The 15,421-nt window shown below is 67.9% G+C and carries 15 protein-coding genes; 10 read left to right on the top strand and 5 right to left on the bottom strand.

Translation table 11 applies throughout. The features are described from left to right. Positions 1-864, top strand: an 864-nt coding sequence (locus tag K2Y03_RS05295) for a hypothetical protein (protein ID WP_294088870.1), incomplete at its 5' end; no start/stop codon positions are given. A 92-nt stretch (positions 865-956) separates the two neighbouring features. Here K2Y03_RS05295 and K2Y03_RS05300 read toward each other — a convergent pair. From K2Y03_RS05300 to K2Y03_RS05310, 3 genes are all read right to left on the bottom strand, one after another. After that, the gene (locus tag K2Y03_RS05300; protein ID WP_294088872.1) at positions 957-1,874 is read right to left on the bottom strand and encodes a MipA/OmpV family protein; all 918 of its coding nucleotides are present in this window, start codon (positions 1,872-1,874) and stop codon (positions 957-959) included. A gap of 136 nt (positions 1,875-2,010) precedes the next feature. Further along, positions 2,011-2,406 carry a DUF2141 domain-containing protein gene (locus K2Y03_RS05305; protein WP_294088875.1) on the bottom strand — a complete coding sequence of 132 codons (396 nt, stop codon included), beginning with the start codon at positions 2,404-2,406 and terminating at the stop codon, positions 2,011-2,013. Further along, complete coding sequence (locus K2Y03_RS05310) at positions 2,366-3,175, bottom strand: sterol desaturase family protein (RefSeq protein ID WP_294088922.1); 810 nt, start codon at positions 3,173-3,175, stop codon at positions 2,366-2,368. The genes K2Y03_RS05305 and K2Y03_RS05310 overlap by 41 nt, the downstream gene beginning before the upstream one ends. 198 nt (positions 3,176-3,373) lie before the next feature. Between K2Y03_RS05310 and crtY the strand changes: the two genes are divergently transcribed. The 5 genes from crtY (at position 3,374) to K2Y03_RS05335 (ending at position 8,628) form a co-directional block, all read left to right on the top strand. Beyond that, positions 3,374-4,561 carry a lycopene beta-cyclase CrtY gene (gene crtY, locus K2Y03_RS05315; RefSeq protein ID WP_294088877.1) on the top strand — a complete coding sequence of 396 codons (1,188 nt, stop codon included), beginning with the start codon at positions 3,374-3,376 and terminating at the stop codon, positions 4,559-4,561. Further along, positions 4,558-6,036 (top strand): phytoene desaturase, encoded by a 1,479-nt coding sequence (locus tag K2Y03_RS05320; protein ID WP_294088880.1) that lies wholly within the window; start codon positions 4,558-4,560, stop codon positions 6,034-6,036. Before crtY ends, K2Y03_RS05320 begins: the two co-directional genes overlap by 4 nt. After that, complete coding sequence (locus tag K2Y03_RS05325; RefSeq protein WP_294088881.1) at positions 6,033-6,614, top strand: TIGR00730 family Rossman fold protein; 582 nt, start codon at positions 6,033-6,035, stop codon at positions 6,612-6,614. Before K2Y03_RS05320 ends, K2Y03_RS05325 begins: the two co-directional genes overlap by 4 nt. After that, on the top strand, positions 6,611-7,552 hold the full coding sequence (locus K2Y03_RS05330) for a phytoene/squalene synthase family protein (protein ID WP_294088882.1): 942 nt from the start codon (positions 6,611-6,613) through the stop codon (positions 7,550-7,552). The genes K2Y03_RS05325 and K2Y03_RS05330 overlap by 4 nt, the downstream gene beginning before the upstream one ends. Before the next feature lie 74 nt (positions 7,553-7,626). Next, positions 7,627-8,628: a LacI family DNA-binding transcriptional regulator gene (locus K2Y03_RS05335; protein WP_294088885.1), complete on the top strand. Its 1,002-nt coding sequence runs from the start codon at positions 7,627-7,629 to the stop codon at positions 8,626-8,628. On the opposite strand, the gene K2Y03_RS05340 is transcribed toward K2Y03_RS05335, so the two are convergent. Then, positions 8,620-9,933 (bottom strand): MFS transporter, encoded by a 1,314-nt coding sequence (locus K2Y03_RS05340; protein WP_294088887.1) that lies wholly within the window; start codon positions 9,931-9,933, stop codon positions 8,620-8,622. The two genes, K2Y03_RS05335 and K2Y03_RS05340, sit on opposite strands and share 9 nt — an antisense overlap. 119 nt (positions 9,934-10,052) lie before the next feature. On the opposite strand from K2Y03_RS05340, the gene K2Y03_RS05345 reads away from it, so the two are divergent. Then, positions 10,053-11,867, top strand: coding sequence for an ABC transporter ATP-binding protein/permease (locus K2Y03_RS05345; protein ID WP_294088889.1), 1,815 nt, complete (start codon positions 10,053-10,055; stop codon positions 11,865-11,867). On the opposite strand, the gene K2Y03_RS05350 is transcribed toward K2Y03_RS05345, so the two are convergent. Next, on the bottom strand, positions 11,868-12,761 hold the full coding sequence (locus K2Y03_RS05350; protein ID WP_294088891.1) for a hypothetical protein: 894 nt from the start codon (positions 12,759-12,761) through the stop codon (positions 11,868-11,870). A gap of 109 nt (positions 12,762-12,870) precedes the next feature. On the opposite strand from K2Y03_RS05350, the gene recQ reads away from it, so the two are divergent. Genes recQ through K2Y03_RS05365 form a run of 3 tightly spaced genes read left to right on the top strand, consistent with a single transcriptional unit; the run spans position 12,871 to position 15,404 of the window. Beyond that, positions 12,871-14,628 (top strand): DNA helicase RecQ, encoded by a 1,758-nt coding sequence (recQ, locus tag K2Y03_RS05355; protein WP_294088893.1) that lies wholly within the window; start codon positions 12,871-12,873, stop codon positions 14,626-14,628. A gap of 9 nt (positions 14,629-14,637) precedes the next feature. Then, on the top strand, positions 14,638-15,054 hold the full coding sequence (locus K2Y03_RS05360; RefSeq protein WP_294088896.1) for a TIGR01244 family sulfur transferase: 417 nt from the start codon (positions 14,638-14,640) through the stop codon (positions 15,052-15,054). Next, on the top strand, positions 15,051-15,404 hold the full coding sequence (locus tag K2Y03_RS05365) for a hypothetical protein (protein WP_294088898.1): 354 nt from the start codon (positions 15,051-15,053) through the stop codon (positions 15,402-15,404). The genes K2Y03_RS05360 and K2Y03_RS05365 overlap by 4 nt, the downstream gene beginning before the upstream one ends. The last annotated feature ends 17 nt before the right edge of the window (positions 15,405-15,421 follow it).

A 15,421-nucleotide genomic window follows, 5' to 3' on the forward strand; every position in this document is an offset into this window, starting at 1 on the left:
GGCAAGCTCGACCGGCTGCCCGGATCGGACCAGCGGCATCTGCGCGACATGCCCGATCAGCGACAGCTTTATGCCGATATGCGCGACCTTGCGATAAACCTGCGCGAGGAAGGGCAACGGCTCGGCCGGCCCCTCACGCAGGCGCTTGATCGCTATATCGCCTCTTTGCCCGAACGCTTTGAGGAGGCGCTGGTGCTGGCGGTGTGGCGCGACGGCAATATGCTGCGGCGCCTCGACCTGGCGCACCGCGAGGCGTCAAAAAGCACGGAGCCGGACGAGGCCAAGCTTGAACCGGTGATTGCGGCAAAGCTGGGCGGGCTGCTCGATCTGCACAATGTGCTGTCGTTCGGCGATGACGGTCTGCGGCTGAAGGACGAAGTGCGCGTCGCCGCGCAAGAGCGCGACCGCGCCGACCGGGAGACGGAAGCTGCGGCGCCGGTGGTGCGGGCGATTTTGGCGACGCCCGACATCGCCACGGAGCGCGCCCGCGACGACCTGAACGCCGAGGCGGAAGCGGCGCAGCTGTCCGCCAGCGACCCCTATGCCGCGCAGGTGCAAGAGCAGGGTAATCGGACCAAGCGCAACTGGATCGCGGCGCTGCTTTCCGGCCTCCAGAAGTCTTTCGCCAATCTAGAGCTGACCGGGCGCCGCATCGGCAAGGGCGCCCAAGAAGCAATGGGGAAGACCCTAGCCGGGGCAGCGATCTGCGGCGTTATCGCCTATCATGTACCGATCCTCGAATTTGTGGCGACATATGCGCCGGTGCTGACCCACTATGTTGGCATTGCCTTCGCCAACTATCCGCACCTGCCCGACCTGATCGACAGGGTCCGGCAGGCATGGGACGCGTGGCGCCGGGGCTAGACACCCAGGGTGTCCGCGAACACCCTGGGCGCTGTTATCAGTATCCACGAGATAGTCTTTTTTTGCGTTGTGCGGTGCCGGCCCGGGCAAAGCTAGAACGTGTACCCCAGCCCCGCCGCGCCGAACACCTGGTTGCGGCTGCCGGCGATCGAGACGATCGGCGAGGCGGCGAAATCGCCCTGCAGCTGGCTGTAGCTGACGGTGGCAAACACCACCCAGCCGCGCCGCAGCAGCCCCTTGAACGCATAGTTCGCGTTGGCGCCCAGGGTGAAATTCTTGAACCCGCCACGCGGATTGGCGAACACCGGCAGGCGGCTGCGCGCGCTGCCGGCGGCATCGACCGCGAAATAGGTGCGGGCATAGCCATCGCCCACAAAGGTGCCGGAGAGCGACGCCCCCAGCTGCAGCTTGGGCGTGGCGAGCGCGCTATACTCGATCGACGGCGTGATGACATAGCTGCGGTGCACGCCGCTCACATCGCCCACGATCTGCAGCCGCGCGGTCAGCGTGTCGAACGACCTGGGCACGATGCCGGTCTTCGAAATCGCGACGAAGCCGCCCGTTTCCAGCGCGACGCGGCGCTTGCCGAGCAGGCTGACCTGCGGGTCGATCAGCCGGTTGGCGCGGTTGAGGTTGATGCCGAGCACCGGGCCGGCCTGAAAATCGAGGCCCTTCTTGCCCTTGTCGCGGATCAGGTCGACGCCGATCTGCAACCCGCGCAGCGCGAAGTTGAAACCCTCCACATTGCCGCGAATAATGCCCGAGGGCAGCAGCAGATAATCGTTCGAGCCCTCATAGCTGGGCGACAGGGCCCCGCCAAAGCCGATGGTCAGCGGCCGGCGGCGCGGCGGTCCGAACGAGAAGCCCGGCGGCGGCCCGGCGGGCCTGGTGGCGGCGGGCTCGCCATTGCCCGGGGGCGTGGCGGGCGGCGCGCCCGTCGATTGGCCGAACGCCGGCGCGCCAAGGCACACAACACCCATCGCCAGCATGGCGCTGCGAAAAACAAGCACGATGATTCCCCTTTAACTGAAGCTGCGACCTGTCCCGCCGCTGCCCGGCTCTGTGGCCGGTTGTCGATCGCCAATCTAGGCGATGTCAGTACCGATTTGCAACTGGTTCCTGACCCCCGTCGCGACGAACGGGGGGCTAGAGCAGATAATGCATGGTGATGTGCTGCACCGTGCGCGGACCCGCCACGTCAAAGGCGGCGGCGCGGAATTTGGGCGGGCCAAAGCCGATGGCCGGGTCGCGCGAAAAGCCGAAGCCTTCGCGCGGAATGCCCATGAAGGTGTCGAGCTTCTTGTTGTTGTTGGCGTCATGGATCACCGCGACCGCATAATTGCCTGGCGGCAGGCCGTCATAGATGGTCTGCGCCTGGCTGGCGGGCACGGTGCGGGTCACGGCATGCGCATCATCGACACAGCCGGGGAAGTTCTTGGGGTCCGCCGTCAGGCACAGCCGCAGCACGCCCTTTTGCGAGCGCAGCTTGGCGATGTCGACCTCAAGCGAGCTGACCGGCGTCGCCCCGATCGATCCCAGCATCAGCAGGCATGCCGCCGCCATCCGGCGCGCGCCGCTCTGGCGCTGCGCTCCTGAAGCGGCCGACGCCCCGGTCGGTGCCGCACAGCCGATCCCAGAACCGGAAATATAGCCCATAATTGCACCTATACTCCTCATGATGCCGCTGATGGTGGCTCGCGGTGATCAGCCCTGCCCCCAATGGCCCCTGCCAGATGAACCGGGGAAAAATCTCCCAGCCCACATGATTGGTTACCCCCATCACCGTCATCACCGTTAAAACCACAGCCAGCGCTGCCCAGTGAATGGGAATGACGAAGACCAGCACCGGAATCACCACCGCCCCGGTCAGCGCCTCGATCGGGTGGAACGCCATTGCCGCCCAGGCGGTGGGCGGGCGGCTGGCATGGTGCACCGCGTGCGCCAGCCGAAACCAATAGGGCCGGTGCATCAGCCGGTGCGTCCAGTAGAACCAGCTGTCGTGCGCGAACAGAAACGCCAGAACCGACAATGGCACATACCATAAGGGATACGCCCCCCAATCCCGATAGATCAGCGTCCAACCGCGATTGTCCCACCCCCAGGCAATGATGCCCGCAGGCACGCCGTAAATCGCAGCGCTTGCCAGGCTCCAGCGGATTTCCCGCCCGATCTGCGCATCAAGCCCGGCATAGAGCCCCGGGTGGCGCCACCGCGTTGCCAGCGCAAACGCGCCGCTCGCCAGCAGATAGCGTATGCCGACGATCATCGTCATTGCCACTGCGGAGCCCAACAGGGCAAATACCACCGCCATCCAATCCCCCATAACGCGGTCCTTATCGCATCACCATTGTCAATCCGGCAATGCCCGCGCCAAGTGCCGCCCATCTGTGCGTGAAACGTGACGGATGGAGGGGGGCGGCCCGTTTTCCGGCACTTTCTTCCGCCCAAACCGCGCCCCGGCCATGAACGGGCTTTCGCCGCGCCCCGGCTTTGCCTAGGGGGGTGCGCTATGGCAGCAACGATCCCATGCGATCTGGCTATCGTCGGCGGCGGTCTCGCCGGCGGGCTGATCGCGCTGGCGCTGGCCAAGAAGCGCCCGGACCTGAAGCTGAAGCTGATCGACGGCGCGCAGACGGTGGGCGGCAACCATCTCTGGTCGTTCTTCGCCAGCGACATTGCCGATGCCGACCGCTGGATCGTGGCGCCCCTGGTCTGCCATGGCTGGCGCGGCTACAATATCCGCTTCCCCGACTATAACCGCACGCTCGACACCGCTTATTATTCGATCGAGTCCGAACGGCTCGACCAGATGGTGCGCGAAACTTTGCCTGCCGCCGCGCTGATGCTGGGGCGCCGGGTGATCGGCCTTGGCACCAAGGCCGTCGTGCTGGCCGATGGCGACCGCGTGGAGGCGAACGGCGTGATCGACGCGCGCGGCGCCGGCGACCTGTCGGCGCTGGAGCTGGGCTGGCAGAAATTTGTCGGCCGCGAATATGCGCTCACCGAGCCGCACCATGTCGCCCGCCCGATCGTGATGGATGCAACCGTCAGCCAGATCGACGGCTATCGCTTCGTCTATACGCTGCCCTTTTCGCAGACGCGGCTGTTCGTCGAGGATACCTATTACAGCGACACGCCCGATCTTTATCGGCCGGCGGCCGGCGGCAGCAATGCCGACCCGATTGGCGAGCGGCTGACAGCCTATGTCGCCGAGGGCGGCTGGCATGTCGACCATGTCGTGCGCGAGGAGCAGGGCGCGCTGCCGGTGGCGCTGGGCGGCGATTTCGATGCCTTTTGGCGCGCGGGCGGCAAGGATATTGCCAAGGCGGGCATGCGCGCCGGGCTGTTCCACCCGACCACCGGCTATTCGCTGCCCGATGCGGTGCGCACCGCCAGCCTGATCGCGCGCACGCGCGACCTGTCGAGCGCCGCGCTGCACGATCTGCTCCACGGCCATGCCCGCCACACCTGGCGCGCGCGCAGCTTCTACCGGCTGCTCGACCGGATGCTGTTCCGTGCGAGCGCGCCCGAAGAACGCTATCGCATTCTCCAGCATTTTTATCGGCTCAACCCCGCCCTTGTCGGGCGTTTCTATGCAGGACAGACGACGATGATCGACCAGGCCCGGATCCTGACCGGCAAACCGCCCGTGAAACTGAGCGCAGCGATGCGCGCGATCCGGAGCAATCCGCGATGAAGAGCGCGATTGTCATCGGCGCCGGTTTCGGCGGCCTGGCGCTTGCCATCCGGCTGCAGTCGGCGGGCGTGCAGACCACGATTGTCGAGGCGCGCGACAAGCCCGGCGGGCGTGCCTATGTGTGGGAACGCGACGGCTTTGTGTTCGATGCCGGCCCCACCGTCATCACCGATCCCAACTGCCTGCGCGAGCTGTGGGCGCTTTCCGGCCGCGACATGGACGAGGATGTCTCGCTGGTGCCGGTGATGCCCTTTTACCGGCTCAACTGGCCGGACGGCACCAATTTCGACTATTCGAACGACGAGCCCCAGCTGGCCGCCGAAATCGCCAAGCTCGATCCGGCCGATGTCGATGGCTATCGCCGGTTCCTGGAATATTCCGAAGGCGTCTATCGCGAAGGCTATGAAAAGCTCGGCCATGTCGCCTTTCTCGACTTTGCGTCGATGATCAAGGCGGCGCCCAGTCTCGCCAAATATCAGGCGTGGCGCTCGGTCTATTCGATCGTCTCCAGCTATGTGAAAAGCCCCAAGCTGCGCGAGGCGCTGTCCTTCCACACGCTGCTCGTCGGCGGCAATCCGATGACGACGAGCGGTGTCTATGCGCTCATCCACAAGCTGGAAAAGGATGGCGGCGTGTGGTTCGCGCGCGGCGGCACCAACCAGCTGGTCGCCGGCATGGTCCGCCATTTCGAGCGGCTGGGCGGCGTCGTGCGGCTGGGCGATCCGGTCGCCAGCATCGAAACGCTGGGCGACCGGGCAACCGGCGTCACCACCCAGAGCGGCTGGCATCAGGACGCCGATGCCGTGGCCAGCAATGCCGACATCATGCACAGCTATCGCGACCTGCTGAAAGGATCGCGCAGCGCCCAGCGCACGCGTGCGTCGCTAGAGCGCAAGAAATACAGCCCGTCGCTGTTCGTCGTCCATTTCGGCATCAAGGGCACCTGGCCGGGCATTCCGCACCACATGATCCTGTTCGGGCCGCGCTATAAGGGGCTGCTCGACGATATCTACAGCCATGGCGTGCTGGCCGAGGATTTCTCGCTCTACCTCCACCACCCGACGGTGACCGACCCGTCGATGGCGCCGGAGGGGCACTCGACCTTCTACGCGCTGGCGCCGGTGCCGCATCAGGGCAAGTTCCCGATGGACTGGTCAGAGGTTGGCCCGATCCTGGAGAAGCGCATCCTGGACGAGATCGGCCGCCGGCTGATCCCCGACATTCACGACCGTATCGTCACCAAGTTCCATTACGCGCCGAGCGACTTTGCCCGCGACCTGAACGCGCATCTGGGCAGCGCGTTCAGCCTGGAGCCGACCCTGCTGCAATCGGCCTATTTCCGCGCACACAACCGCGATGACCATATCCCCAACCTCTATTTCGTCGGCGCCGGCACGCATCCTGGCGCCGGCATTCCGGGCGTGGTGGGCAGCGCCAAGGCGACCGCCCGGCTGATGCTGGAGGAGGGGCGGTGAAACGGCTCGCCGTCTATTGCGGTTCGGCGACGCCTGCTGACCCCGTCTATATCGACGGCGCGCGCCATGTCGGCCGCACGCTTGCCGAGCGGGGCATCGGCCTTGTCTATGGCGGCGGGCGGCTGGGGCTGATGGGCGCGGTCGCCGATGCGGCACTTGAAGCGGGTGGCGAGGTGATCGGCGTCATCCCCCAGGCACTGGTCGATGCCGAAGTGGCGCATCGGGGCCTCACCGAACTCCATGTCTGCCGCACCATGCACGAGCGCAAACAGGCGTTCACCGACCTGTCCGACGGATTCGTCACGCTCCCCGGCGGCACTGGTACGATGGACGAATTGTGGGAAGCGCTCAGCTGGGCGCAGCTGGGCTATCATGCCAAGCCGGTCGGGCTGCTCAATGTCGCGGGCTTTTATGACGGGCTGATCGCCTTTACCGCCAAGATGATCGAGGTCGGCTTCATCCGCGCGCAACATGCCGACATCCTGATCGTGGCCGACACGATCGAAGCGCTGCTGGGCAAGATGGCGGCCGCTGAGCCGGTCAAGACCATCCAGCAGATCGGCGCGCGCGACCTGTGACGCGCGCCGACATTGTCGATGCGGCGCGGCAATCGATCGCGCGGGGTTCCAAAAGCTTTGCCGCAGCCAGCCATTTGTTCGCGCCCGACACGCGTGAGCGCGCCTGGCTGCTCTATAGCTGGTGCCGCGCGTGCGACGATATGGCCGACGGGCAGGACCATGGCCATGGCATGCGCGCGGTGGACGATCCGATGGCGCGGCTGGCCCGGCTGACCGAGCTGAGCGAGGCAGCGCTGGCCGGCCAGCAGACCGGCGATCCGCCGTTCGAGGCGCTGCGGCTGGTGGTTGCCGAAACCGGGCTGCCGGCGGTGTTCGTGCGGCATCATCTGGCCGGCTTCGCGCTCGACGCCGAAGGATGGCGGCCGCAGACCGAGGATGACCTGCTGACCTATTGCTATCATGTCGCCGGTGTCGTCGGCTGCATGATGGCAGTGGTGATGGGGGTGGCGCCCGACGATGCGGCAACGCTTGACCGCGCCTGCGACCTGGGGCTGGCGTTCCAGCTGTCGAACATCGCGCGCGACATCGATGAGGATGCGGGCGCCGGCCGCTGCTATCTCCCGCGCGCCTGGCTGGCCGAAGCCGGGGTCGTGCCCGACCGGCTGATGGCGGCCGAGCACCGCCCCGCGCTGGTCGCGATGGTGCGGCGGCTGACCGACCGCGCCGCCGCGTTCGAGCAGGCCGCGCGCCACGGCACGCCGGCGCTGGCCTGGCGCTCCGCCTGGGCGGTGCTGGCGGCGGCGTCGATTTATGGCGGCATCGGGCGCCGGGTGGCCGCGCTCGGCGGCCACGCCTGGGACCAGCGGGTGACGACTTCTGCTGCTGAAAAGCTGGCGGCGGTCGCGCGCGCCGGGTGGCAGGCGGCACGTCGGCAGGCGCTTTATGGCGCGCCGGTCGCGCCATCTGCCGCCGGCTGGCAGCGCCCCGCCGCCGGCTAGCCAAGGGCGTGGCGCCCGCCGACAAAAGCCGCTAGAATCCGCTTCCTAACCCAGAAAATATGGGAGGGGCCGCGTTGGGGCGCCCGCAAGGCATTATCGAACTGGCCCAGATGGCGGGCGTATCGGCATCGACCGTGTCGCGCGCGCTGGCCGGCAACCCGTCCGTCGCCGCCGAAACCCGTGCGCGCATTCAGGAACTCGCGCGACAGTCCGGCTTTCAGATCAACCAGACCGCGCGCGCGCTGCGCCGGCAGCAGACGCAGGCGATCGGCGTGGTGCTGCCGCTGGGGCATGAAACCGGGCAGGCGCTGTCCGACCCGTTCTTCATGAGCCTGATCGGCCCGATCGCCGATGCGCTGGCCGATCGCGGTTACGACCTGCTGCTGTCGCGCGTCATCCCGACCGATGCCTGCTGGCTCGACACGGTGATCCTGTCGGGCAAGGTGGATGGTGTGGTGGTGGTCGGCCAGTCGGACCAGATCGACGTGATCGAGGCGGCATCGCGGCGCGGGGCACCGCTGGTCGTGTGGGGCGCGGGCGTGCCGGGCATGGCGCAGGTGACCGTCGGCACCGACAATGTGGAAGGGGGGCGGCTGGCGGGCGAGCATCTGATCGCGCGCGGGCGGCGTCGGCTGGCGTTTCTGGGCAATCCGGGCGTGCCCGAATTCGCCGATCGTCTGGCCGGCATGCGCCGCGCGATTGCATCAGCGCCGCACCCGGTGACCGAGGAGGTGATCCCCGCGCATCTGATGGCAGAGGCAAGCTATGACGAGCTTCTTGCCCATTTCGGCAGGGGTACGCCGCCCGATGGCCTGTTCGCAGCTTCCGACGTGATTGCCGCGAGTGCGCTCAGGGCGCTTGCCGCGCATGGCTATGCCGTGCCGGAGCAGGTCTCGGTCGTCGGCTATGACGATGTGCTGGTGGCACTGCACACCACCCCGCGGCTCACCACCATCCGCCAGGATGTCGCGCGGGGTGGGCGGCTGCTGGTCGATCTGCTGTTCCGCCGGCTTGCCGGGCAGCCGGCGGCAGCGGTTCAGATGGTCCCCGAACTGATCGTGCGCGGCTCAAGCTGAAGCGGGCGCCGCTCCCCGCTCGCGCACCGCCATCGTCGTCGCCCCTGCCAGCATCAGCAGCCCGCCCGCAAGCAGCATCACATGGCGCGGATCGCCGCCCAGCAGCGGGCGATAGGCGAGCCAGATCAGCAGCGTCTGAACGAGCATCGGGATCACGATGAACATGTTGAAAATGCCCATGTAAACGCCGGTGCGTTCCGGCGGGATGGCGTCCGACAGAATGACATAGGGATTGCCCATGATGCTGCCCCAGCCGATCCCGACGCCCAGCATCGCGACGAACAGCAGCGGCACATTGCTGCTGAGCGCGAGCGTGACCGTGCCCAGCCCCGCCGCGACCACGGCGACGGCATGCACCGCGCGCGCACCGTAACGCCGGGTGAAGGGCACCATCGCAAAGGCGGCGATGCAGGCAACCGCATTGTAGCACGCGCCCAGCTGGCCGTTGAGGAGCGCGGCATCGCGAAACCCCTGGCTGGCCGGATCGGCCGTGCCGAACACCCCGCGCGCCAGCGACAGCGCGGCATATTGCCAGTAACAGAACATCGCGAACCACTGGCAGAACATTGCGAGCGCCAGCTGGCGCATTGGCCGCGGCATCACGGCGATCGCGTCGCGCAGCTCGGCAAAGGTGCCGGCCAGGGTCAGCCGCGCGCGCGGCATGGCCGCATCCTCCGCCGCCGTCAGCGGCAGCTCGGGCACCTGCGTCACCGACCACAGGATGGTGGCGAGCGACAGCACCGCGCCGATGACAAAGGCCAGCCGGGTAATCTCCGGGATGCCGTTCGCGCCCAGCACATCCTTGCCCACGCCCCACCACACCAGCAGGCTGGGCGCCAGGAACGACAGCGTCTGTGCAAGGCCCGTAAAGGCCGACTGGGTGAGGAAGCCCAGCGGCAGCTGCGCCGGCGACAGCCGGTCGCTCACATAGGCGCGGTACGGCTCCATGGTGATGTTGTTGGCGGCATCGAGCACCCAGAGCAGGCTCGCCGCCATCCATAGCGCGCGGCTATAAGGCATGGCGAACAGCGACAGGCTGCACAGCACCGCGCCGACCAGGAAATAGGGCGTGCGCCGGCCCAGGCGCGAACGCGTGCGGTCGCTCATCGCGCCGACGATCGGCTGCACGATCAGCCCGGTCATCGGCCCGGCCAGCCACAACAGCGGCATCGCCGCCTCGTCCGCGCCCAGATAGGCATAGATCGGCCCCATGTTCGACTGTTGCAGCCCGAAGCTGAACTGGAGCCCTAAAAAGCCCAGATTCATCTGCAGGATGCCGAACAGGCTCAGTCTGGGCTTGGTCATGCTGCTCCCCCGGCAGCGGGGCTGCCCGGGTGCCAGTCACGCATGGTGGCGCGGTGCGGTCAACCCGAAGTGCGCCGCCAGTGCTTTCGCTTGCGGCGCGTCGTGCCTAAATGGGCGCGATGCCCCCGCAAACCCCACCGGCGCCCGGCGCCAAGGAACCGCCGCTCTGGCCCACGCTGGCCCGGTTCCTGCCCTATCTGTGGCCGCGCGACCGGCCGGGGCTGCGCGCGCGGATCGTGGCGGCGCTCGCGCTGGTGCTCGCGTCGAAGCTGGTGCAGGTCTATGGCGCGCCGTTCGCGCTGCAGGCCGTCGTCAACGACATGGCGCGCGGCGACCGCAGCTGGGCGGTGTTCATTGCCGCGCTTGCGCTGGGCTATGCCGCCGCGCGCTTCGGCACCGTGCTGTTCGACAATCTGCGCAACGCCGTGTTCGAGCGCGTGGGGCAGGAGGCGACGCGCGCGCTTGCCACCCATGTTTTTGCGCATCTCCACCAATTGTCGCTGCGCTTCCACCTGGAACGGCGCACCGGTGCCGTCACCAAGGTGGTCGAGCGCGGCACCAAGAGCATCGACACGATGCTCTATTTCCTGCTGTTCAACATCGCGCCGACGGTGCTCGAACTGGTGCTGGTGCTGCAGATTTTCGGCAGCATGTTCGGCGCGTGGATGGTGGTATCGACGCTCGCGATGGTGGCGACCTATATCTGGTTCACCCGCGTCGTCACCGACTGGCGCAATGCGCTGCGCGCGCAGCTGAACGATCTCGACACCGGCGCGGTCGCGCATGCGGTCGATTCGCTCCTCAACTTCGAAACGGTCAAATATTTCAACGCCGAAGCACGCGAGGCGGCGCGCTATGACCGGGCGATGGCCGCCTATGCGCGCGCGGCCGTGAAGAACGAGACCTCGCTTGCCTGGCTAAATATCGGCCAGAGCTTCATCACCAATGCGATGATGGCGCTGGGGCTGGCGATCGTGGTGTTCGGCTGGCGCGACGGGCGGTTCGATGCGGGCAATGTGGTGCTCGTCTCCACGCTGCTGGCGCAGCTGTTCCGCCCGCTCGATCTGCTCGGCATGGTCTATCGCACCATCCGCCAGGGCGTGGTCGACATGGCGGCGATGTTCGACCTGATCGATGCGCCGGCCGAGATTGCCGATGCGCCGGGCGCGCCGGCACTGGTGGTGGGCGCGGGCCATGTCCGCTTCGAGGGCGTGCATTTCGCCTATGATCCTGCCCGGCCGATCCTGCGCGGCATCGACCTCGACGTGGCGCCGGGCCGCACGCTTGCCGTGGTCGGCCCGTCGGGGGCGGGCAAGTCCACCCTGGCGCGGCTGCTGTTCCGCTTTTACGATGTAAGCGCCGGGCGCATCACCATCGACGGGCAGGATATCCGCGCGGTGACGCAAAGCTCGCTGCGCGCGGCGATCGGCATCGTGCCGCAGGACACGGTGCTGTTCAACGACACCATCGGCTATAATATCGGCTATGGCCGCGAAGGCGCGGGGCAGGACGAGATCGCGCTCGCCGCGCGGGGGGCCGCGATTGCCGATTTCATCGCCCGCCAGCCCGGCGGCTACGACGCGCGCGTCGGCGAGCGCGGCCTCAAGCTGTCAGGCGGGGAGAAGCAGCGCGTCGCGATTGCCCGTACGCTGTTGAAAAACCCGCCGGTGCTGATCCTGGACGAGGCAACCTCCGCGCTCGACACGCGGACCGAGGCGGAGATTCAGGCAACGCTCGAGCGGATTGCCGAGCGGCGCACCACCATCGTCATCGCCCACCGCCTGTCGACCGTGGTCAATGCCGACGAGATCGTCGTGCTCGACCAGGGCCAGGTGTGCGAGCGGGGCAGCCACGCCGCGCTGCTTCGCGCCGGCGGGCTCTATGCCGGGATGTGGGCGGCGCAGGCGCAGGAGCGCGACCTGACCGACGCCTGATCAGGCGCAGCTGAGCCTGATCTGCTTGGCCTTCTTGTCGAACACGATCGACGAGCAGCGCGCCAGATGGTCGCGCCCCACGATCACCACGTCGCGGCGATCTTCGCCGCCCTTGGCGCTGACCACCACTTCTTCCGGGTCGGCATCGGCGTCCTTGATCCCGGCGACCGAGCCGCCATCGCCGATTCGGACCGCGACCTGGGTGAGCGACAGCGGCCCGATCTGCAGCGGCCGCTCCAGCTTCAAGGTGCGCACCGGGCGGCGAATGCCGAACGCAACTTCGGCGGAGCCCTGCGCGCCGCTCAGCTGTCCGCCCAGCACCTCGGCCAGCGCGGCGCCGGCGCCGGCCGTGGCCACTGTGGTTTCGTGCTGCGGATCGAACAGCATGATGATGTTGCGCTTGCCCATCGGCACCCGCGCATAAGTGGGGCGGAAATGATTTTCGATCATGGTGAGCGCGACGGTGCGCTCTCCCCCTTGCGCGGGCCGCAGCTCGAAGCGGATGACTTCCGCCGGCAGCCCGCCCGGCCCCAGCGCGCCATCGGCGCCGGCATCATAGCGGCGGTCGAACCACACCACGCGGCGGCGATAGCTGTATTTGCCGAACGACATGCGCGCGACACTGGTGTTGCCGCGCACCTTGGTGGGGCCGACCTTGACGGCGAAGCCGAACAGCCCGGCGTGCAGCCCCGCCTTGGGGACGATGTCGTCATTCAGCGTCGGCGCAGACGGTGCCCAGGGCGTCAGCCGCAGCCGGGCGGGCGCGTCGTTCACCCGGCCATCATAAATGCCGTCGCCGCGCACGATCAGCTCGGCATCCTTGCGCGCGCCCGTCGCCGACCCGCACAGGCCAAGGGCCAGCCCCCCCGCGACGAGCAACCGGTGTGCCTGCATTGCCTGCTCCCTGGATCAAAAACCGTAGCCGGCGTGCTTATCCGGCACGGGGCGGGCAAAGGCAAGCGCGGCTCGACAGCATGGCGCCGCCGCCGCTAAGGCCGCACCGGTGACCGACCCGCGCGCCTTGCTCCAGCAGATTTTCGGCTTTCCCGATTTTCGCGGCGTCCAGCGCCAGGTGGTGGAGCGGGTGCTGGCCGGGCAGAACACGCTGGCGGTAATGCCGACCGGCGCCGGCAAGTCGCTGTGCTATCAGCTGCCGGCGGTGGCGCGAGCGGGCACCTGCGTGGTCATCTCGCCACTGATTGCGCTGATGCACGATCAGCTGCGCGCGGCCGAGGCGCTGGGCCTGCGCGCGGCGACGCTGACCTCGGTCGATGAGAATCAGGCGGAGACGGTGGCGCGGTTCCGCAGCGGCGCGCTCGACCTGCTCTATGTCGCGCCCGAACGCGCCTCTGCCGACAGTTTCCGCAACCTGCTGGCGAGCGCGCCGCTGGCGCTGTTCGCGATCGACGAGGCGCATTGCGTCAGCGAATGGGGGCATGATTTCCGCCCCGATTATCGCCTGCTCCGCCCGCTGCTTGACCGGTTTGCCGAGGTGCCCCGGCTGGCGCTGACCGCAACCGCCGATGCGCACACCCGCGCCGACATTCTGGCCCAGCTGGGCATTGCGGCCGACGGCCTGGTGATCGCCGGGTTCGACCGGCCCAATATCCGCTATGCGATTGCCCCGCGCGAGCAGCTGGCGCGGCAGATGGCCGAGCTGGTGCGCGCCAATCCCGGCCCCGGCATCGTCTATGCCCCCACCCGCGCCGCCACCGAGCGGCTGGCCGAGCAGCTGGCGCACACCGGCCGGCCGACGCGGGCCTATCATGCCGGGCTGCCGCCCGCCGTGCGCGCCGCCAACCAGGCCGATTTCGTGGCGAGCGAAGACATGGTGATGTGCGCGACGATCGCGTTCGGCATGGGCATCGACAAGCCCGATGTCCGTTTCGTCGCGCATGCCGCGCTGCCCAAGTCGCTGGAGGCCTATTATCAGGAAACCGGCCGCGCCGGCCGCGATGGCGACCCCGCCTTTGCCCAGCTGTTCTGGGGCGCGGAGGATTTCGCGCAAGGGTGGCGCCGCGTCGGCGAGGCGGAACCGGCGCGCCAGCCGGCCGTGCGCGCGCAGCTGCAGGCAATGCAGACCCTGGTCGAGGCATCGGCCTGCCGCCGGGCCATCGTGCTGCGCCATTTCGGCGAAACCCCGCCCGAGCATTGCGGCAATTGCGACAATTGCCTGAGCGCGCCCGACCTGATCGACGCGACCGAACTGGCGCGCAAGCTGCTCTCCGCCGTCTATCGCACCGGGCAGAGCTATGGTGTCGGCCATCTGGAAAAGGTGCTGACCGGTGCGGAGGATGAGCGGGTGCGCGCGCTGGGGCATGACCAGCTGTCGGTGTTCGGCATTGTAGCGACTGCTGAAGCAAAACTGATCCGCCCATTGTCGCGGGCGCTACAGGCGCGCGGGATGCTGCAAGTCACTGAACATGGAGGACTTCGGCTGGACGGAGACGCCCGTGCGGTGCTGCGCGGCGAGCAGCCGGTGGCGATAGTGGCGCCCGTGTCACCCCGACGTAGCAGTCGCAACAAACCGGCCACGGCAGTCGACGACCCATTGTTTGAAGCGCTACGGAACAAACGGCGCGAGCTGGCCAGCGCGGCGCAGGTGCCGCCCTATGTCATCTTCCACGATTCGGTGCTGCGCGAGATGGCGGCGCTGAAGCCGGCCAGCCGCGCCGCGCTCGCCCAGATCAGCGGCATCGGCGCGCGCAAGATGGAGGCCTATGGCGATGCCTTCTTGAGCGTGATCCGCGACCATGCTTAGCTCTGCGCCATGATCCGTCCGCTCGACCCCGATTTCGCCGTTGCCCCGCAGATTGCGCCCGAAGACATGGCGGAAATCGCCGCGCTGGGCTTCCAGGCGGTGGTCAACAACCGGCCGGAGGGAGAGGCGCCCGACCAGCCCGCTGGTGAAACCCTGCGCGCCGCCGCCACCGCCGCCGGGCTGCGCTATGCCGAAATTCCGGTCGCGGGCGGCTTTTCGCATGAGCAGCTCGATGCGCTGGGCGCGGTGGTCGATGCCGGCGGCCCGGTGCTGGCCTTTTGCGCCTCGGGCACGCGCAGCTGCTTTCTGTGGGCACTCGCCAGCGCCAGGCGCGGTGCCGACCCGCAGGTGCTGGCCAAAAAGGCCGCCGTGGCCGGCTATAGCCTGGCGCCGGTGGCGGGCATGATGGCGGCACTCGCGCCGTGAGCAACGACAAGCTCATATTGCTGATCGCCTCGCTGGTCGCGATTTTCGCGGTCACCGCGCTGGTGCGGTGGCTGGGGCTGGGGCGGGGCGGCGCGATTGCCGATGATGCAGCCGCGCGCGCCGAGGCGGAGGCCGCCTTTGTCGGCTTCCGCGCCGCGCGCGCCATTCTGGGCCGCGACCGGCAGGCCGCCTTGGTGGAAGGTGCCGATGGCAGCGTCGCCGTGCTCAAATGCCACGGCGTTCACGTTGCCGCACGCCGTCTGCCGCGCGCCGCGATCCGCGAGACTGACGAAGGCTGGCTCGCCGAAACCGGCGAGGCGCGCTTCGGCACGGTCTTGGTCCGGCGCTGACAAGGGTGTAAGCAAGC

Origin of the sequence: Sphingomonas sp., assembly GCF_019746015.1 — a bacterium.
GTDB lineage: Bacteria > Pseudomonadota > Alphaproteobacteria > Sphingomonadales > Sphingomonadaceae > Sphingomonas.

Coding starts and splice junctions, on each gene's coding strand:
- K2Y03_RS05305 (WP_294088875.1), bottom strand. CDS start 2,406: ATGCTGGGATCGATCGGGGCGACGCCGGTCAGCTCGCTTGAGGTCGAC.
- K2Y03_RS05310 (WP_294088922.1), bottom strand. CDS start 3,175: ATGGCGGTGGTATTTGCCCTGTTGGGCTCCGCAGTGGCAATGACGATG.
- crtY (WP_294088877.1), top strand. CDS start 3,374: ATGGCAGCAACGATCCCATGCGATCTGGCTATCGTCGGCGGCGGTCTC.
- K2Y03_RS05320 (WP_294088880.1), top strand. CDS start 4,558: ATGAAGAGCGCGATTGTCATCGGCGCCGGTTTCGGCGGCCTGGCGCTT.
- K2Y03_RS05340 (WP_294088887.1), bottom strand. CDS start 9,933: ATGACCAAGCCCAGACTGAGCCTGTTCGGCATCCTGCAGATGAATCTG.
- K2Y03_RS05345 (WP_294088889.1), top strand. CDS start 10,053: ATGCCCCCGCAAACCCCACCGGCGCCCGGCGCCAAGGAACCGCCGCTC.
- K2Y03_RS05350 (WP_294088891.1), bottom strand. CDS start 12,761: ATGCAGGCACACCGGTTGCTCGTCGCGGGGGGGCTGGCCCTTGGCCTG.
- K2Y03_RS05360 (WP_294088896.1), top strand. CDS start 14,638: ATGATCCGTCCGCTCGACCCCGATTTCGCCGTTGCCCCGCAGATTGCG.